This is a genomic window from Nonomuraea sp. NPDC001699 (assembly GCF_053596455.1).
The window spans coordinates 34,279-53,370 of record NZ_JBSFGF010000023.1 but is presented as its reverse complement, the minus strand read 5'-3'; the positions used below and the strand labels follow the sequence as shown (position 1 = coordinate 53,370).

Below are 19,092 nucleotides of genomic sequence, written 5' to 3'. Positions count from 1 at the left end.
CGACCTTGGCCAGGTCTTTGAGCAGGACACGGCCCGGAGAACGACCGAGGGCCCGGGGGGACGCCCCGGGCCCTCGGTCGTGCGCCGGTCAGTCGAGAGCGGCGAGGACGTCGTCGGAGACGTCGAAGTTGGCGTAGACGTTCTGGACGTCGTCGCTGTCCTCCAGCGCGTCGATCAGGCGGAACACCTTCTTGGCGCCCTCCTCGTCGAGCGGCACGCTCATCGTCGGCAGGAAACTCGACTCGGCCGAGTCGTAGTCGATGCCGGACTCCTGCAGCGCCTTGCGGACCGGCACGAGGTCGCCGGCCTCGGAGACGACCTCGAAGGAGTCGCCCATGTCGTTGACCTCTTCGGCGCCCGCGTCGAGCACGGCCATCAGGACGGTGTCCTCGTCGAGCCCGTTCTTGGGCACGATCACGACGCCCTTGCGGTTGAACATGTACGACACCGAGCCCGGGTCGGCCAGCGAGCCGCCGTTGCGGGTCAGGGCGACGCGGACCTCGGAGGCGGCGCGGTTGCGGTTGTCGGTGAGGCACTCGATGAGCACCGCGACGCCGCCGGGCGCGTAGCCCTCGTACATGATGGTCTGCCAGTCGGCGCCGCCGGCCTCCAGGCCGCCGCCACGCTTGCGCGCCCGCTCGATGTTGTCGTTGGGCACGGAGTTCTTCTTCGCCTTGAAGATGGCGTCGAAGAGGGTGGGGTTGGCGTCCGGGTCAGGGCCACCGGTCCGTGCCGCCACCTCGATGTTCTTGATGAGCTTCGCGAACAGCTTGCCGCGCTTGGCGTCGAGCGCGGCCTTCTTGTGCTTCGTCGTCGCCCATTTGGAGTGGCCGGACATTACCTAGAGCTCCCTCACCATGTCTACGAAGTAACGGTGCACGCGCGTGTCCCCGGTCAGCTCGGGGTGGAACGACGTCGCGAGCAACGGCCCTTGACGGACCGCGACGATCCTATCCCCAGGCTCGGCCGTGCCCAGCACCTGAACGTCGGCGCCGACCGATTCCACCCACGGAGCACGGATGAAGACAGCGTGTACGCGTTCGCCGGCGAAGTCCAGGTCCGACTCGAACGAGTCCACCTGGCGGCCGAAGGCGTTCCGCCTGACCACCATGTCGATGCCGCCGACGGTCTGCTGGCCCTCGATGCCGTCCTGGATGCGATCGGCCAGCATGATCATGCCGGCGCAGGAGCCGTAGGCGGGCAGGCCCTCCTTGATCCGCATCCGCAGCGGCTCCAGCATGTCGAAGGTGTCGGCCAGCTTCCACATGGTGGTCGACTCGCCGCCGGGGATCACCAGGCCGTCGACCGCGTCGAGCTCGGCCGGACGACGTACGGCGACGGCCGACGCGCCGGACTCCTGGAGCATGCGCGCATGCTCGCGCACGTCCCCTTGGAGAGCGAGTACACCGATCGTGGGCACAGCGATCCTTCCGTTAAGGTCCGGTTTCCGACAATTCAACACCAAGATGGCCCGGCATCTTCCTATCAGAGCACTCTGGCGTAAAGGCGGGCTCAGGCGGCGGCCCGGACGACGTCCACGCGGGCCAGGGCGCTCAGGTGGTGGCGCCGGGCGTACAGGAAGGCCATGCCGATCGCGCAGCAGGCGGCGCCGACGGCGTACGGGACGGCGATGCCGACCTCCTCGCCCAGCTTGGTCGCGATGAACGGCGCCAGCGCGCCGCCCATCCAGCGGACGAAGTTGTACCCGGCCGAGGCGACAGGCCTGGGGGCGTCGGAGACCTCCATGGCCGACTCGGTGAAGACGGTGTTGTTCAGCCCGATCGGGATGCCGGACAGGACGGTGAACACGATGATCCCGGCGTGCGCCCCGGCCGTCGCCGACACCGCGATGCCGGCCTGGAAGAGCACGAGCAGGCCCAGGGCCAGGTGCAGCACGTTCACCGAGCCGATCGCCCGCTGCAGCGGCGGCGCGCCGAACACCGAGGCCAGCGCCACGCAGACGCCCCAGCCGAAGAACACCGCGCCGATGCCGTACGGCGACATGTTCAGGATGAACGGGGTGAAGGCGAGGATCGTGAAGAAGGCGAAGTTGTAGAACAGCGCGGTGAAGGCGGTCGTGGACAGGCCGCCGTGGGCCAGGGCCCTGATGGGGGCGCTGAGCTTGGTCTTGACCGCGGGCCTCGGCCCCGATCTGAGCAGGGTGGCGATCAGCACGAAGCCGACGGCCATCAGCGTGGCGGTGCCGAAGAAGGGCGCGCGCCAGTTCCAGTCGCCGAGCAGCGCCCCGGCCAGCGGTCCGGCGGAGATGCCGAGGCCGAGCGCGGCCTCGTACAGGATGATGGCCGACTCCGCGCCGCCGCTGGCCGCGCCGACGATGACGGCCAGCGCGGTGGCCACGAACAGGGCGTTGCCGAGGCCCCAGCCGGCACGGAAGCCGACGAGCTCGCCGACGCTGCCGGAGGTGCCGGCCAGCGCGGCGAACAGCACGACCAGGGCCAGCCCGGCCAGCAGCGTGCGCTTGCCGCCGATGCGGCTGGAGACCCAGCCGGTGATCAGCATGGCCACGGCGGTGACCAGGAAGTAGCTGGTGAACAGCAGGGACACCTGGCTGGGCGTGGCGTGCAGCCCTTGGGCGATGGAGGGCAGGATGGGGTCGACGAGGCCGATGCCCATGAAGGCCACGACCGCGGCGAACGCGGTGGCCCAGACGGACGTCGGCTGGCGCAGGATTCCGCCGCCGGTTTGCATGTTGTCCCCTTACTGGGTGGTTCTGTCGATGCCGAGCTTGGCCAGGACGGGCAGGGCCGCGGCGAGCACGTCGCGCTCGTCGTCGGTGAGGGCGGCCAGGTCGTGGGCGAGGCGGGCGATCCTGGCCCGGCGCACGGCGTGCAGGCGGTCGCGGCCCTCGCCGGTGAGCTCGACGGTCCTGACGCGGGCGTCGGCCGGGTCGGAGCCGCGCGCCACCAGGCCGGCGTACTCCAGCCGGTTGATCTGCACGGTCATGGTCGGGAGCTGGACGGCGTGCTCCTCGGCCAGCTCGGTCATCCGGCGCGGGCCGTGTTCCAGCGAGCCGAGCACGGCGTACTGCTGGGTGGTGACGGGCTGGCCGGCGCTGGAGCGCCGCAGCAGCAGGACCAGGTGGCGCAGCACCTTGGAGACCTGCTCGGCCATCTGGGTGGGATCGTCCCTCATGCTTAGCCCAACTAACTTAGCCTGGCTAATATTCCGGGCGAAAGAAGAGGCGGCGCCCCCCAACCGGGGGACGCCGCCTGCCCAGGGCTACGGGCGCTCGGTCTCCAGCCGGACGGTGTCCTCCACCGTCACCTGCTTCCTGGCCCCGATCGCCGGGTCGAGCGGCCGCAGGTACGTCTGCCGCACCCCCGGCACCCGGTCCTCCACCACGAACGTCGCCCGCGTGTACGCCTCTGCCCCAGGCTCGTGCACCTGCGGCACGACCTTGAAGTCAGCCGTGAGCAGGTCTCGCTCTATCTTCGTCAGCACGTAACCGCGCTGGTTGTTGTAGAACTTCAGGTGCGGGTTGATCTTCAGGTACGGATGCGTCGCGGGGTCGGAGTCCGCGCCGTCGCCGCCGGTGGTGATGGAGGTGGCCACGAGCTCGGAGCCCACGGTGGGCCCGGTCGGGTCGTCGTAGTCGAGCTTGAGGTCGCCGGCCCAGTGGGCGTGCACGTCGCCGGTCAGCACCACCGCGTTGCGGACCCGGGTGTCCACCCAGCCCTGGGTGATGCGCTGCCGGGAGGCGACGTAGCCGTCCCAGGCGTCCATCGAGGTGATCTTGGCGGGGCCGGCGTTGTTGTCGCGCTGGGCGAAGAACACCTGCTGGCCCAGGATGTCCCACTGGGCGCGCGAGCGGTGGAAGCCGTCGATCAGCCACTGTTCCTGCGCGGCGCCGGTGATCGAGCGCGCCGGGTCCACGGCGGCCGGGCAGTCGCGGTAGCCGTCGCCGCAGCCCTGGTCGTCGCGGTACTGGCGGGTGTCCATCATGTGGAAGGTGGCCAGGCTGCCCCACCGGATCCGCCGGTAGAGCTGCATGTCGATGCCGCGCGGGATCGAGGTGCGGCGCAGCGGCATGTTCTCGTAGTAGGCACGGAAGGCGGCGGCGCGCCTGGCCAGGAAGTCGGGCTGCGGCACCTCGGGCTTCTCGGGCACCTCGTCGGCCCAGTTGTTGTCCAGCTCGTGGTCGTCCCACACGACCAGCCAGGGCGCGGCGGCGTGCGCGGCCTGCAGGTCGGGGTCGGCCTTGTACTGGGCGTGGCGCTGGCGGTAGCCGGCCAGGGTCTCGGTCTCGGGGCCCTCGTGGTCGCGGATGTTACCGCCGGGGATGGTGTAGGTGTCCTTGGTGTACTCGTACTGGTAGTCGCCCAGGTGCAGGACCAGGTCCGGGTGGTCCTCGGCCAGCCTGCGGTAGGAGGTGAACCAGCCGTGCTCGAACTGGGCGCAGGAGACGAAGGCCATCGACAGCGCGCCGCCGTGGGACAGGGGGTGCGGGGCCGTGCGCGCCCGTCCCATGGGCGAGACGTACGGGCCGACGCGGAAGCGGTACCAGTACTCCCGGTCCGAGCTCAGCCGGTCGACCTCGACGTGCACGCTGTGCCCCCACTCCGGCGCGGCGACGCTCACCCCCGAGCGGACGACGCGCCGCCCGCGCTCGTCGGCGTAGACCTGCCACCGCACGGTGAACGGACGCTGCGGCATGCCGCCGAAGCCGTCCTCGGCCAGCGGGTTCTGCGCCAGCCTGGTCCACAGCACGAACCCCTCGTGGTCGGGGTCGCCGCAGGCCACGCCGAGGGTGAACGGGTCGGTGGACAGTCCGCGTGCGGCCAGTGCCTGTGCGTTCTCTGCGGCGGGCTCGGGCTCGGCGCTCGCCGCCGTGGCGGGGAGCGCGGCGGCGGCGCCCGCCGCCAGCCCGGTGACGAGGAAATGCCGGCGGTTCAGCTTGGACACAGTGCGCTCCTCGGGACGATCAAGGGTGAGGGACGCCCGTAGCCTGACTGAGGTTCATGACAGATCGGTGAACCAGGGACAACACGAAAGAGGCGACATTCTTCGCGAATGCCGCCTCTTACGAAGCTTTTCATCGTCACACGACGATCATGGACCCACGACGGGCCGCCGACCTGCGACGACGCGCCGGTTCACCAGCCGCGCTCGGCCAGACGGTGAGGCTGCGGGATCTCGTCGACGTTGATGCCGACCATGGCCTCGCCGAGACCGCGCGAGACCTTGGCGACGACGTCGGCGTCGTCGTAGAACGTGGTGGCCTTGACGATGGCCGCGGCGCGCTTGGCCGGGTCGCCCGACTTGAAGATGCCCGAGCCGACGAACACGCCCTCGGCGCCGAGCTGCATCATCATGGCGGCGTCGGCCGGGGTGGCGATGCCGCCCGCGGTGAACAGCACGACCGGCAGCTTGCCGCTCCGCGCGACCTCGGCGACCAGCTCGTAGGGGGCCTGCAGCTCCTTGGCGGCCACGTAGAGCTCGTCCTCGGGCAGCGTGGTGAGGCGCTTGATCTCGGCGCGGATCGTGCGCATGTGGGTGACGGCGTTGGAGACGTCGCCGGTGCCGGCCTCGCCCTTGGAGCGGATCATGGCCGCGCCCTCGGTGATGCGGCGCAGGGCCTCGCCCAGGTTGGTGGCGCCACAGACGAAGGGCACGGTGAACTGCCACTTGTCGATGTGGTTGGCGTAGTCGGCCGGGGTGAGCACCTCGGACTCGTCGACGTAGTCGACGCCGAGCGACTGCAGGACCTTCGCCTCGACGAAGTGGCCGATGCGGGCCTTGGCCATGACGGGGATCGACACCGCGGCGATGATGCCGTCGATCATGTCGGGGTCGCTCATCCGGGACACGCCGCCCTGCGCGCGGATGTCGGCGGGCACGCGCTCAAGGGCCATGACGGCGACGGCGCCGGCATCCTCAGCGATCTTGGCCTGCTCGGCGGTGACGACGTCCATGATGACGCCACCCTTGAGCATCTCGGCCATGCCGCGCTTGACGCGGGCCGTTCCGGTGACGGGGGTGCTTTCAGGCGTGCTGGACAACGGTCTTCCTCACGGGCTCTCAGGGCGGACGGTAAGTTATCAAACCCATCGTAGGTCCTGAAGGACCCCTCCCCCGACATGCCACGATGTCAGGATTTATCACTCAAGTTGTACAGAAAGGTCATCAAGGAGTGACGGGCTTGCGGCTGGCGAGCGCGATCCAGACCTGGCCGGGGGCGAAGTTCATCGGCTCACCGCTCTCCGTCGTGAACGTCGTGCCGGTCTCCTCCGATTCCCGCTCCCAGTTGGCCGTGAAAGCTTTACCGTCGCGCAGCACGACGGCCTTGCCCTTGCCGGTGGTGTGCACGAGCGGGGTGTAGCTCTGGTGGAAGTCGTGGAACTCCGAGCGCTCGGTCTTGGTGTACTGCACGACGATCGTGGGGGCGCCGAGCTGGCCGCCCTCGGCCGCCATGTCCTTCTTGCCGTCCTGCCAGATCAGCCACTGCTTCTTGGCCTCCGACCAGGCGAAGGTGAAGCGCGCCGCGGGCCACCTGACCGTGTACGACTTCTTGTCCACACCGCCCTCGGCGGGCGCGTCGCCGAAGGTGAAGCCGATGTCCTTGGCCTCACTGGCCTTGGGCGCGCCGGACAGCAGCTTCTTGGTGTTGGCGAACAGGTTGTAGGGGGCGTAGCGGCCCGGCTGGCGGAAGTAGGCGCTGGGGTTGCGGGTGTCGCCCACGTCGTACAGCGGGGCCTTGGCGATGTACGGCAACATCTTGGTCTGCGCGCCGGAGTAGGCGAAGGCGGGCTTGCCGTACTGCGGGACGAGGTGCAGGTCGGAGATGCGGGCGCTGCGCACCGGGCCCACCTTGGCCGGGATCTTCGAGGAGAAGATCGCCATGAGCCGGGTCAGGCCGGCCTCGACCTGCTCGACGTAGACGACGTCGGCGCTCTTGAGCCCGAGCTGGGGCTTGCCCGCGGAGGTGTTCTCGATCTTCACCGCGAGCACCGGCTTGAGCTCCTCGTACGGCTGCCCGGTGAACGGATGCCCCTCGACCTTCTCGGTGGGCTCCTCGGAGGGGCTGGTCGTCGCCGCCTCCGGTGCCTTGCCGGAAGCGGGCTCGTCGGACGAGCAGGCCGCGACGGGCCCCAGCACGGCCGCCCCTGCCAGAGTCACCGAGATCATCCGGGATAGCCGCACGTGCAACAACTCCTCGCCTTTGCCCAGAAATCGGGAGAAGCTTACCGGCCTCTCCACATTTGGTCATTCGGGCGACATGGTTGCCGGCGGATTGTCATCGATCTCGAAGAATTCGGGGAACTCGGTGTGGCCGGCCAGCCGCAGCGTCCTGGCCAGCCAGCGGCGCTGCGCCGTACGGGTGACGCCGACCGCGTTGTTGTAGAAGCGGCGCGAGTAGACGACCTTGGCCACCGCCGCGTCGAGCTCCTCCAGCAGGTCGCCGCCGCCGGGCGCCTCGGCCAGCTTCTCCCTGAACCGCTCCTGGTCCACCGCGGCCCGCAGCGCCCGCGACAGGTCGCTCTCGGCGTGCTCGCGCTCCTCGGGCCCGGCGATCCTGGCCTCGTGGGCGGCGGCGGCCAGCACCAGCGAGGTCGCGGGGTCGAGCAGCCGCGAGCCGGCCAGTTCGAGCACCACGGCCCGGCGCCGCATGAGCGCCGCGTCCAGTGCCTCGCGGGCCAGTTCGAGCCGGATGTGCAGGCGGTCGAGCCGGCCCGCGCGCCAGGAGATGTAGACGGCCGTGAGCACGACGACGATGCCCACGATCAGGACGATCATGGTGGATGTCACAGTAGGTCCCTAGAAGAGCTCTCGGGGGGCGGTCACAGGTCCTCCTCCACCCGGCCCGCGCCGCTGGTGGTCACCGTCTCGTAGACGCGCACCACGTCGCGGGCCACCGTGGACCAGTCGTACTTCCTGACCGCCACCAGCGCCTCGGCGGCCAGCTTGGCGCGCCGCTCGGGGGCGTCGAGCAGCGCGGCGGCCTCGCGGGCCAGCGAGGAGGCGTCGCCGTTGGCGAACAGCGCCCCCGCCTGCCCCTCGCCCAGCACCTTGCGGAAGGCCGGGATGTCGCTGGCCAGCACCGTCGCCCCCGAGGCCATGGCCTCGGCCAGCACGATGCCGAAGCTCTCGCCCCTGGTGTTGGGCGCGCAGAACACGTCGACCGAGTGGTAGGCGCGGATCTTGTCGGCCTCGCTCACCATGCCGAGCACGGTCACCCGCTCGTGGAAGGGCTTGGGCACCTTGTCGTAGACGTCCTTGGCGTCGCCGGGGCCGGCGATGAGCAGCTTCAGGCCGGGACGCTCGGCGGCCAGGGCGTTGAAGGCGTCGAGCAGGATCGGCAGGCCCTTGCGCTCTTCGTCCATGCGGCCGAGGAAGCCGATCGTGGCGCCGTCGGGGCCCCACCCGGGCAGCGGCTCGGCCTCGGTGTAGCGGGCCACGGTCACCCCGTTGGGGATCAGCACGGTGTCGCCGCCGAACTGCTCGACCAGGCTCTTGCGGGCCGCGTCGGAGACCGCGATGCGGCCGCTCAGCTTCTCCAGCGCGCTGCGCAGCAGCGGCTCGGCCACCGCGATGGCCCGCGAGCGGCTGAAGGAGGCGTGGAAGGTGGCCACGATCGGCCCCCTGGCCGCCCAGCAGGCCAGCACGCCCAGGCTCGGGATCAGCGGCTCGTGGATGTGCAGCACGTCGAAGTCGCCCGTACGCACCCAGCGCCGCACCCGCGCGGCCGACAGGAACCCGAACGACATCCGCGCCACCGACCCGTTGTACGGCACCGGCACCGCCCGGCCGGCCCCCGTGACGTACGGGGGCAGCTCGTCGTCGTCGGCGGCGGGCGCGATCACCGATACCTCGTGCCCCTGCGCCATCAGCGCCTGGGCCAGGTCGTCGATGTGCTGCTTGACGCCGCCGGGCATGTCCCAGGAGTAGGGGCAGACGATGCCGACCTTCATCTCGGCAGGTCCTCCAGCCAGAGCCGCTGCAACATGTGCCAGTCCTCCGGGTGCTCGGCGATGCCCTTCTCGAAGACGTCCGTCATGGCCTGGGCGACGGCGGCCACCTTCTGCTGCCGGGTGCCCTCGGCGGGCACCGGGATCTCCTCGTGGATGTGGATGCCCCAGTCGTCGCCCACGAAGTAGACGGTGGCCGGCAGGAGCGCGGCGCCGGTCTGCACGGCCAGCAGCGGCGGCCCGGCGGGCACCTTGGTGGTGGCGCCGAAGAAGCGCACCTCGATGCCGCTCTTGGTCAGGTCGCGCTCGGCGGGCAGGCAGACCACGCCGCCCTTGCGCACGCGGCCGGCGAGGGTGCCGAAGTTGTGGCCGTCGCCGCCGGTGAGCGGCAGCACCTCCATGCCGAGCCCCTCGCGGAAGGCGACGTAGCGGCGGAACAGCGACTCGGGCCGCAGCCGCTCGGCGACCGTGGTGAACGGGTGGCCGACGCCGACCAGCCAGGCGCCCGCCGCGTCCCAGTTGCCCATGTGCGGCAGGGCCAGCACCACGCCCCGGCCCGCGGCCAGGGTGTCGTGGATGTGCTCGGCCCCGATGACGTGCGTGCGCCGGACGACCTCGGCCCGCGGGATCGCGGGCAGGCGGAAGACCTCGTGGAAGTAGCGGAAGTAGGAACGCATGCCGGCCCTGCTCAGCTCGCGCAGCTCGGCGCTGCCGGCGTCGATGCCGGTGACCCTGGCCAGGTTGGACTCCAGGCGGCGCACGGACTTGCCGCGTCTGCGCCACACCCGGTCGGCCAGGAGGCGGAAGACCGCCGCCGTGGGACGCTGGGGCAGCAGCGGGACCAGCTTCCAGCCCGCCGCGAAGCCCGCTGCCACGATGCGGTCGCCGATGGACGCCTTCTCGCTCATCGCTCCCTCGTCTGCCGGTGGACGTGCACGACCCGCTGCACGACGGTGATGGTGGAGGCCGCCGCCAGCAGCCACATGCCGAGCGGCAGGACGTACGGCACCCCGACGCCCGAGAAGAAGGTCGCGACCAGGGCCACGACCAGCCGTTCCGGGCGCTCGGCCAGCCCCACGTCGGCCGTGAGCCCGAGGCCCTCGGCCCTGGCCTTGGCGTAGGAGACCAGGGAGCCGGCGACGAGGCAGGCCAGCGTCACGCCGGCCATCAGCGTGTCGCCCCCGGCGACGAAATACAGGATCAGGCCGGCGAAGATGGCGGCGTCGGCCACCCGGTCGAGCGTGGAGTCGAGGAAGGCGCCCCAGACGGTGCCGCCCTTGCCGCCGAGCCGGGCCACGACGCCGTCGAGCAGGTCGAACAGCACGAAGACGGTGATGAGCAGCGCCCCCCAGGCCAGGTGGCCCGTCGGGAACAGGAGCAGGGCGGAGATCACCGTGCCGAGGGTGCCGATCGCCGTGACGGCGTTCGGGCCGATCCCGCGGCCGACGAGAGCCCTGCCCAGCGGGGTGAGTATCCGGGTCATGGCCGGTCGCAGGAGTTTGAGCATCGCGGTCCGATCGTAGGCCATCACGTGAGCGGCCACTTTCTTTGCCCCACACCCCTTGTGATATTCGCCACAGGGGTATTTGGTGAACACACCGCGTCCATGCGGTTTCTGACACCCTCCGCGCGGGCGCGGCGTTGGATGCACACCGACGACGCGGGAGGCGAAGTGGCGGATAGGAACTCTGGCGGGGCCATGGGAGCCGCGGGCAGGGCACCCACGGCCGACAGGGCGGATGCCATACGCAATGTCGTGCTGGTCGGCCACTCGGGAGCGGGCAAGACCACCCTGGTCGAGCAGCTGCTCGCGGCGACGGGCACCGTCCAGCGGCCGGGCCGGGTGGAGGACGGCAACACGGTCAGCGACTTCGACGAGGTCGAGGTGCGCCAGCAGCGGTCGGTCAACCTGGCGCTGGCGCCGCTCGTGCACAACGGCATCAAGATCAACCTGCTGGACACCCCGGGTTACGCCGACTTCGTGGGCGACCTGCGCGCCGGGCTGCGCGCCGCCGACGCCGCCCTGTTCGTCGTGTCGGCCTCCGAGGGGATCGACGGGCTCACCCGGATGCTCTGGGAGGAGTGCGCCCAGGTCGGCATGCCCAGGGCGGTGGTGATCACCAAGATCGACCACCAGCGCGCCGACTTCGACGACGTGCTGACCACCTGCCAGGACGTCTTCGGCGACGGCGTCGCCCCGCTGTACCTGCCGGTGATCACCAACGGGCACGTCAACGGCCTGATCGGGCTGCTGTCGCAGAAGTTCTACAACTACGCGACCGGCACCCGCACCGAGAAGGAGCCCGGCGCCGAGTACGAGGCCCAGATCGAGGAACGGCGCGGCGACCTGATCGAGGGCATCATCCAGGAGAGCGAGGACGAGTCGCTCATGGACCGCTACCTGGAGGGCGAGCCCATCGACACCAAGGTCCTGGTCGACGACCTGGAGAAGGCGGTCGCGCGCGGCAGCTTCTTCCCGGTGTTGTGCAGCGGCCTCGGCGACGGCCACGCGGTGGGCATGACGGAGCTGCTGGAGCTGGTGACCCAGGGCTTCCCCTCACCGCTGGAACACCCGATGCCCGAGATCACCGACCTGTCCGGCAAGCCGGTCGGCGGCATCGCGTGCGACCCCGACGGCCCGCTCGTGGCCGAGGTCGTCAAGACCACCAGCGACCCGTACGTGGGCCGCATCAGCCTCGTCCGGGTCTTCTCCGGCACGCTGCGCCCCGACATGACCGTGCACGTCTCCGGCCACGGCCTGGCCGACCGCGGGCACGAGGACCACGACGTGGACGAGCGCATCGGCACGCTGACCAGCCCGCTCGGCAAGGCCCAGCGCCCGGCGGCCAAGGGCTCGGCCGGCGACATCGTGGCCGTGGCCAAGCTGTCGCGCGCCGAGACCGGCGACACCCTGTCGGAGGTGGACCGGCCGCTGCTGATGACGTCGTGGCAGATGCCCGACCCGCTGCTGCCGGTGGCCATCAGGGCCAGGTCGAAGGCCGACGAGGACAAGCTCGCCCAGGCGCTCGGCCGGCTCGTGGCCGAGGACCCGACGCTGCGGCTGGAGAACAACGCCGAGACCAGGCAGCTCGTGCTGTGGTGCATGGGCGAGGCGCACACCGACGTGCTGCTCGACCGTCTGGCCAACCGTCACGGCGTCGAGGTCGAGCGGATCGAGCTGCGGGTGCCGCTGCGCGAGACGTTCGGCGGCAGATGCCAGGCGATGGGCCGCAACGTCAAGCAGACCGGCGGCCACGGCCAGTACGCGATCTGCCACCTGGAGGTCGAACCCCTGCCCTCGGGCGGCGGGTTCGAGTTCGTGGACAAGATCGTGGGCGGGGTGGTTCCCCGGCAGTTCATCCCGTCGGTGGAGAAGGGCGTGCGGGCCCAGATGGAGCGCGGCGTGGTGGCCGGCTACCCGATGGTGGACGTGCGCGTCACGCTCTACGACGGCAAGGCGCACTCCGTCGACTCCTCCGACATGGCCTTCCAGATCGCCGGGCAGCTGGCGCTGAAGGAGGCGGCCTCGAAGGTCTCGACCCTGCTCCTGGAGCCGGTGGACGAGCTGTCGGTGCTGGTGGCCGACGACTACGTGGGCTCGGTCATGTCCGACCTGTCCTCCCGGCGCGGACGCGTGCTCGGCACCGAGCCGGTGGGCACCGGGCGCACGCTGGTCAAGGCCGAGGTGCCCGAACTGGAGATCACCCGGTACGCCATCGACCTGCGCTCGATGTCGCACGGCACCGGGACGTTCACGCGCACGTTCCTGCGCTACGAGCCGCTGCCGCCGAACCTGGCGAGCAAGGTGGCGGCGGCCACAGAGTGAGCGACGGGTGAGCGACGGTTCGGACGCTGGAGAGCCGGGAGGGAGCCTGTCCCTCCCGGCCCGCACGTTTCCTCACCCCCCTACCGTTTCGTAACAGAAGCATCACGACTGCATTTCTTTTTTCAGGTCCGAACGGGCAGGAGCAGGTGCCACACTGGGTTGCACTATGCGAACTGGACGCCCACTCCTAGCCGCTGCAGCCCTCGCGGTCGTGACCACCGGCGCCGCCTACGTGTTCGGCCCCGGTGCCACCCCGAGCCCCGCAGCGACCAAGAAGACGACGACCACCACCGCTCCCGCCGAGGTGACGGCGGCCTGCAAGCCCGACGCCCGGTATCCCAAGCGCCAGTTGCGCGGGGTGTGGATCGCGACCGTCAAGAACATCGACTGGCCCTCGCGCGCCGGCCTCGGCCAGGCCCGTCAGAAGGCCGAGTACGTCAAGATCCTCGACAGCGCGGTCAAGCGCAATCTCAACGCCGTCTTCGTCCAGGTCCGGCCCGCGTCCGACGCGCTCTACCGCTCCTCGCTGGAGCCCTGGTCCCAGTACCTGACGGGCACCGCGGGCAAGGACCCGGGCTGGGACCCGCTGCCGTTCCTCATCGACGAGGCCCACAAGCGCAACCTGGAGTTCCACGCCTGGTTCAACCCCTACCGCGCGGCCGAGAACGCCGACCTGTCCAAGCTGCCGGCGAACCACCCGGCCAAGCAGCACCGCGACTGGACGGTCAAGTACGGCGGCGGCCTCTACTACAACCCGGGCCTGCCGCAGGTGCGCGAGCACGTCACCAAGGTCATCACCGACGTGGTCAGCCGCTACGACATCGACGGCGTGCACTTCGACGACTACTTCTACCCCTACCCGGGCGGCGGGGGCACGTTCGACGACAGGGCGGCCTTCGCCAAGTACGGCAAGGGCCAGAAGCTGGCCGACTGGCGCCGGGAGAACGTGAACAAGCTCGTGGCCAAGGTCGACGAGGCCGTCCACGAGACGAAGAACCACGTCAAGTTCGGCATCAGCCCGTTCGGGATCTGGCGCAACAAGTCCAACGACCCCGACGGGTCCGCGACGGCCGGCATGTCCGCCTACGACTCGATCTACGCCGACGCCCGCGCCTGGATCAAGGCCGGCACGGTCGACTACGTGGCCCCGCAGCTCTACTGGCCGCGCGGCTTCAAGGCGGCCGACTACAAGGCGCTGACGTCATGGTGGGCGGGCGCGGTCGAGGACACCGACGTCCAGCTCTACATCGGCCAGGCGCTCTACCAGGTCGGCACCAGGACCAACGCGGCCTGGGCCAACCCGGGCGAGCTGTCGGCGCACCTGACGGTGAACCAGCGCTACGAAGAGGTCGACGGCGACATCTACTTCAGCGCCAAGCAGCTCCTGACCAACCCGCTCGGCGCGATCGACCGCGTGGCCAAGGAGCACTACAGCCGTCCGGCGCTGCTGCCGATCATGGAGGACCGCGGCGGCGAGGCCCCCGACAGGCCGGCCGACGCCAAGGCGAGCGGCTCCACCGTGTCCTGGACGCCGTCCGAGGGGGCTCGGGCGTATGCGGTGTACCGGGTGCCGGAGTCGGGCAAGGACTGCCACACCACCGACGCCCGCAACCTGGCGGCCGTGGTGACGGGAACGTCGTACACGGCCAAGCCGGGCACGTACCTGATCACCTCGCTCGACCGGCAGACCCACGAGAGCAAGCCGGTGAAGGTCAAGGTGGACAAGGGCTGAGGCCCGTCCCGCACGCGCGCTCCACGACGCCACGCCCGGCCCGCGGGCGTGGCGTCGTCGTTTTCCGGTGGCTCAGTGGCCCGTCTGTTCCCACGCGCGGGCCAGGGCGGCCACCGCCTGGTCGAGGAGGGCGGGCGGCAGGGCGAAGCTGAGGCGCAGGCGGTCGCGGTGGCGGCCGTCCGGGGAGAACAGGGAGCCGGGGGCCACCGCGACGCCGTGCTCGCGGGCGGCGGCGGCGAACCTGTCGGTGTCGGCGCCGGGCAGACGCGCCCACACCGACAGACCCCCCTCGGGGCGTGACCAGGTCCACGACGGCAGGCGCGCGGACAGCGCGGCGGTGAAGTGGTCGCGACGGCGGGCCAGCTCGGCCAGCCAGGGCGTGACGGGGTCGCCGTCGAGCAGGTCGGCGGCCAGCCGCTGGGAGACGGCGCTGGTGGCCAGGTCGGCGTCCAGCTTGGCCTCCAGCAGCCGGGCCAGCAGCGGCTCGGACGCGGTCAGCCAGCCCACCCGCAGTCCGCCCCACAACACCTTCGACAACGAGCCGACCGTCACCGTGCCGTGCGGATGGGCCAGGGCCAGCGGCTCGGGCGACCGTGCGCCGTCGAACACCACGGGCGCGAGCGTACGGTCCTCGACCAGCGGGACGTCCGCCGCGGCGGCCAGCTCGGCCACGTGCCGCAGGTCGGCCACGCGGCCGGTGGGGTTGTCCACGGGCAGCGCGTACACGGCGGCCGGGCGGTGACGGGCGAGCGCGTCGCGCACGGCGTCCGGGACGGCGAGGTCCACGGGCACGGCGTGGGCCCCCGCGCGCCGGAACACGCTGAGCGCTCCGCCGTAGGCCGGGTCGCCGACCAGCACGCGGTCGCCGGGCCGCAGCAGCACCCGGGCCGCCAGGTCGATGCCCTGCTGGGCGCCCGAGGTCACCAGGATCTCGCGGTGCGGCCCGCCGTCCAGGGCGGCCAGCACGGCGCGCAGCCGGGAGTCGCCCATGGCGTCGTAGCCGTGCCCGCTCGGCGCGCGCATCAGGGCGGCGGCGTCCAGCGGGGGCACGGCCAGGTGCGAGGGGTCGGGGACGACCGAGGTGGACAGGTCGGCCAGCACCGCGCCGCCCTGGAGCAGGCCGCCGAACGTCGGGACGCCCAGCACGTAGGTGCCGCTGCCGTGCCGGCGTTCGCACAGGCCCTCCTCGCACAGGGCGTTGAAGGCGGCGGCGACCGTCCCGCGGCTGAGCCCGACCGCCTGGGCCAGGTCGCGCTCGGACGGCAGGCGGGTGCCCGCGGTGATGGCGCCGGTCTGGGCCAGGTCGGTCAGCGCGCCCGCCAGCCGGCGGCTGGCCGTGCCCTCGTGCAGCCGGAGCCGGTCGCGGAGCAGGGTGACGAGGTCCTCTTCTCTTCCCACGCCACTATTATCCCGTTACTGTGCCACTTATCAATGAATTGGCCTAGATATCGGGATTGTTTGGGGCCATTTACGGAGAGGAGCGGCACGATGCGGGAAGCCGAGCACATCTGGATGGACGGCGAGCTGGTGCCCTGGGGTGAGGCCCGTGTGCACGTCCTGACGCACGCCCTGCACTACGGCACCGCCGTGCTGGAGGGCACCAGGGCCTTCGACACGCCCGACGGCCCGGCGGTGTTCCGGCTCGACGAGCATCTGCGGCGGCTGGCGCGCAGCGCGCGGATCATCGGGATGCCGCTGCCGTACACGCTGGACGAACTGCGCGCGGCCACGCTGGCCACGGTCGCGGCCAACGGCCAGTCCTCGTGCTACATCCGCCACCTGGCGCACCGCGGTTACGGCGAGATGGGCGTGGCGGCGCGCGGTTGCCCGACGGTCGTGTCGATCGCGTCCTGGGAGTGGGGCGCGCTGCTCGACGCGGGCGTGCGGTTGATGACCAGTTCGTGGCAGCGCAACGACCACCGGGTGACGCCGACCGCGGCCAAGGCCACCGGCCCCTACCTGAACTCGGTGATGGCCAAGGCCGAGGCCCTGCAGGCGGGCTTCGACGAGGCGGTGCTGCTGAACGCGGCCGGCAACGTCAGCGAGTGCACGGGCGCCAACGTCTTCGTCGTGCGCGACGGCGTCCTGACCACGCCTCCGCCGCACGCCGGCGCGCTGGAGGGCATCACGCAGGACACCGTCGCCCGGCTGGCCGCCGACCTGGGGCTCACGGTCACCAGGCAGGACCTGCTGCGCACCGACCTGTACACGGCCGACGAGATCTTCGTCTGCGGCACGGCGGCCGGGGTCGTGCACGTCAGCGCGGTCGACCACTGCGAGTTCGGCGGCCCCGGGCCGGTCACCGGCAAGTTGGCCGACGCCTACGAGGCCGCCGTGCACGGCCGCGACGACCGCTACCGCCACTGGCTCACCCCCGTGCGCGGCTGAGGCACCGGGTGCTTCCCCGCCCGTGAGAAGGTAGGGGAACCGGTGGCGCCGGACCACGACGTGCTCTAGCGTGCCACGGACGTCATCGATCGCTGGAGGTCGTCGGGGTGAGGCGTTCGCTCGTGGCGCTGGCCGTTCTGGCCGGTTCCGTACTGCTCGGCCTGCAGGGCACGGCCACGGCCGCCGAGGCGGCCCGTGACGCGGGCAGTGCGGCGGGCAGGGAGGCGAGCAGGGTGGCGCTCATCGGCGTCCCCGGCCTCCACTGGGACGACGTCACCCAGGCCGACGCCCCCAACCTGTGGGAGCTGACGCGCGGCAGCGCGATCGGCTCGCTGTCGGTGCGCACGGTCAGCAACATCACCTGCCCCTACGACGGCTGGCTCACGGTGTCGGCCGGCACCAGGTCGGCCGCCGGCTACTCCTGCGGCGCGCCGCCGGCCCCCGAGACCCGGGGCGCGGGCGCGGTCATCCCCGACTACCGCTACCTCATCGACGTGGCCGGGCAGCGCAACGCCGGCACCCTGGGCGAGGCGCTGAAGGCGGCGGGCCGGTGCTCGATCGCGATCGGCCCCGGCGCCGCGCTCGCGCTGGCCGACCGGCAGGGCGAGGTGCAGCGCTACCGCACCTCCCCGCTCCAGGTCAGCACGGCCGACCTGGAGCAGTGCCCGATGACCGCCATGGACGTCGACGACCTCGTCCACCCCTACCTGACCAGCGGCAAGCTGCCCAAGGTGCCCGAGCAGCTCGGCCCCAAGGAGCGCCGCGACGCGCTGCGACTGGCCGACGCCAAGGCCGGCGCGCTGCTGTCGATCCTGCCTGCCGGCACCACGGTGCTGCTCGCGGGCCTGTCCGACCACGGTTCCGTGCCCCACCTGCGGGTGGCCGCGCTGCGCGAGCCGGGGGCGCAGGGGCACCTGCTGGGCGCGGCCTCGACCCGCCGCGCCGACATCTCGATCCTGCCCGACCTGACCGCGACCGTGCTGGCCCGGCTCGGCGTCCCGGCGCCGGCCACGGTCGTCGGCGTGCCGCTGCAGGTGGGCGAGGCCGGCGCGACGGTCGACCGGCTGAGCCGGGCCGACTCGACCGCGCAGGCCATCCGGTCGATCAAGGGCGTGTACTTCACCGTCGTGGCGGTGCTGCAGGTGCTGTTCTACGTGATCGCGTTCCTGCTGCTGCGCCGGCGCAAGGGGCTGTCGCCGGTGCGCCTGGCCGCGGTGGCGCTGGCCGCGCTGCCCGTCTCCAGCTATCTGGTCAACCTGCTGCCCTGGTCGAGCCTGCCGCAGCTGATCGCCGGGGTGCTCGGCTGGGTCGTCGTGGTCACGGCGCTGGCCTTCGGCGGGCCCTGGCGGCGCCGTCCGCTCGGGCCGCTCGCCGTGGTGGCCGGCCTCACCGCGCTCACGCTCGCCGGTGACCTGCTGACCGGCACGACGTTGCAGCTCAACAGCGTCATGGGCTACAGCGCCGAGGTGGGGGCCCGCTACTACGGCCTGGGCAACATCCCGTTCGCGCTGCTGGCCACCGGCACGCTGCTGGCCACCACCGTGATCGCCCACCGGTGGCCGGGGCGGCCAGGGGTGGCCGCGATCGTGGTGCTCGGGGCGTTCGCGATGGTGCTGGGCGGCTCCGGCATGGGCAGCGACTTCGGCGGGGTGATCGCGTTCGTGCCGGGTATCGCGGTGACCGCGCTGCTGGTGGCCGGCAAGCGGGTGTCGATCGTGAAGCTGGGGGCGTTCTGCGTGGCCGGGGCGGTGATCGTGATGACGTTCGCCGTGCTCAACTACCTGCGTCCGCCCGACGAGCAGACGCACCTGGGCCGGTTCGTGGGTCAGGTGATCAGCGGCGAGGCGTTCGAGGTGATCTTCCGCAAGCTCCAGGCCATGCTGGCCACGCTGCTCAGCCCCAACCTCATGCCCATCGTGATCGCGGCCGTGGCCTTCCTCGTCTACGCGATCATGCGGCCCGAGCAGGCCAGCGCGGGCGTGGTGCCGGCGGCGTTCCGCCACTCCCCCGCCCTGCGCGCCGGTCTGATCGGCACGCTGGTCAGCGGGGTGATCGGGATGCTGGTCAACGACTCGGGGGCCGCGGTGTTGTCGATGGCGCTGGCGCTGGCCGTGCCGCTGCTGCTCGCGGCGGGCATCGGCGCGCTCGGCCGCGAACAGCAGGCGGAGGCGCCCGCCGCCGCCCATCTGGCCCGTACGGCCGACTAGGTCAGCGCGCCC

General features: G+C 71.4%; 16 protein-coding genes. 4 read left to right on the top strand and 12 right to left on the bottom strand.

The window, feature by feature from the left end:
• Positions 1-88 precede the first annotated feature (88 nt).
• From ACWCSU_RS42090 to pgsA, 11 genes are all read right to left on the bottom strand, one after another.
• Complete coding sequence (locus ACWCSU_RS42090) at positions 89-838, bottom strand: YebC/PmpR family DNA-binding transcriptional regulator (RefSeq protein ID WP_357703269.1); 750 nt, start codon at positions 836-838, stop codon at positions 89-91.
• A gap of 3 nt (positions 839-841) precedes the next feature.
• Positions 842-1,420: a pyridoxal 5'-phosphate synthase glutaminase subunit PdxT gene (pdxT, locus tag ACWCSU_RS42085; RefSeq protein WP_357703267.1), complete on the bottom strand. Its 579-nt coding sequence runs from the start codon at positions 1,418-1,420 to the stop codon at positions 842-844.
• A gap of 92 nt (positions 1,421-1,512) precedes the next feature.
• Positions 1,513-2,709, bottom strand: coding sequence for an MFS transporter (locus tag ACWCSU_RS42080; protein ID WP_449942200.1), 1,197 nt, complete (start codon positions 2,707-2,709; stop codon positions 1,513-1,515).
• 9 nt (positions 2,710-2,718) lie between these two features.
• The gene (locus tag ACWCSU_RS42075) at positions 2,719-3,153 is read right to left on the bottom strand and encodes a MarR family winged helix-turn-helix transcriptional regulator (RefSeq protein ID WP_357703263.1); all 435 of its coding nucleotides are present in this window, start codon (positions 3,151-3,153) and stop codon (positions 2,719-2,721) included.
• Positions 3,154-3,240: 87 nt separating this feature from the next.
• Positions 3,241-4,923, bottom strand: a complete 1,683-nt coding sequence (locus ACWCSU_RS42070; protein ID WP_449942198.1) for an alkaline phosphatase D family protein — start codon at positions 4,921-4,923, stop codon at positions 3,241-3,243.
• 191 nt (positions 4,924-5,114) lie between these two features.
• Entirely contained in the window at positions 5,115-6,020 is a 906-nt protein-coding gene (pdxS, locus tag ACWCSU_RS42065; RefSeq protein WP_357703260.1) for a pyridoxal 5'-phosphate synthase lyase subunit PdxS, read from the bottom strand.
• Between the two features lie 124 nt (positions 6,021-6,144).
• Positions 6,145-7,161, bottom strand: coding sequence for a DUF3048 domain-containing protein (locus tag ACWCSU_RS42060; protein ID WP_449942197.1), 1,017 nt, complete (start codon positions 7,159-7,161; stop codon positions 6,145-6,147).
• Between the two features lie 63 nt (positions 7,162-7,224).
• Entirely contained in the window at positions 7,225-7,767 is a 543-nt protein-coding gene (locus ACWCSU_RS42055; RefSeq protein ID WP_357703256.1) for a hypothetical protein, read from the bottom strand.
• 32 nt (positions 7,768-7,799) lie between these two features.
• Positions 7,800-8,930 (bottom strand): glycosyltransferase family 4 protein, encoded by a 1,131-nt coding sequence (locus ACWCSU_RS42050; RefSeq protein ID WP_364097440.1) that lies wholly within the window; start codon positions 8,928-8,930, stop codon positions 7,800-7,802.
• The gene (locus tag ACWCSU_RS42045) at positions 8,927-9,835 is read right to left on the bottom strand and encodes a phosphatidylinositol mannoside acyltransferase (RefSeq protein ID WP_357703252.1); all 909 of its coding nucleotides are present in this window, start codon (positions 9,833-9,835) and stop codon (positions 8,927-8,929) included. The genes ACWCSU_RS42050 and ACWCSU_RS42045 overlap by 4 nt, the downstream gene beginning before the upstream one ends.
• Positions 9,832-10,455 carry a phosphatidylinositol phosphate synthase gene (gene pgsA / locus ACWCSU_RS42040; RefSeq protein WP_357703418.1) on the bottom strand — a complete coding sequence of 208 codons (624 nt, stop codon included), beginning with the start codon at positions 10,453-10,455 and terminating at the stop codon, positions 9,832-9,834. Before pgsA ends, ACWCSU_RS42045 begins: the two co-directional genes overlap by 4 nt.
• A gap of 171 nt (positions 10,456-10,626) precedes the next feature.
• Between pgsA and ACWCSU_RS42035 the strand changes: the two genes are divergently transcribed.
• Positions 10,627-12,753 (top strand): elongation factor G-like protein EF-G2, encoded by a 2,127-nt coding sequence (locus tag ACWCSU_RS42035; protein ID WP_449942196.1) that lies wholly within the window; start codon positions 10,627-10,629, stop codon positions 12,751-12,753.
• A gap of 211 nt (positions 12,754-12,964) precedes the next feature.
• A complete protein-coding gene (locus tag ACWCSU_RS42030; RefSeq protein WP_449942195.1) occupies positions 12,965-14,485 on the top strand; it encodes a glycoside hydrolase family 10 protein in 1,521 nt (506 codons plus the stop codon).
• 72 nt (positions 14,486-14,557) lie between these two features.
• Here the strand turns inward: ACWCSU_RS42030 and ACWCSU_RS42025 are convergent, their stop codons facing one another.
• Positions 14,558-15,883, bottom strand: a complete 1,326-nt coding sequence (locus ACWCSU_RS42025) for an aminotransferase-like domain-containing protein (protein WP_449942194.1) — start codon at positions 15,881-15,883, stop codon at positions 14,558-14,560.
• Between the two features lie 90 nt (positions 15,884-15,973).
• Between ACWCSU_RS42025 and ACWCSU_RS42020 the strand changes: the two genes are divergently transcribed.
• Both ACWCSU_RS42020 and ACWCSU_RS42015 read left to right on the top strand, forming a co-directional pair.
• Positions 15,974-16,873, top strand: a complete 900-nt coding sequence (locus ACWCSU_RS42020; RefSeq protein ID WP_357703244.1) for a branched-chain amino acid transaminase — start codon at positions 15,974-15,976, stop codon at positions 16,871-16,873.
• A 107-nt stretch (positions 16,874-16,980) separates the two neighbouring features.
• Positions 16,981-19,080: a hypothetical protein gene (locus tag ACWCSU_RS42015; RefSeq protein WP_449942193.1), complete on the top strand. Its 2,100-nt coding sequence runs from the start codon at positions 16,981-16,983 to the stop codon at positions 19,078-19,080.
• Positions 19,081-19,092 lie beyond the last annotated feature (12 nt).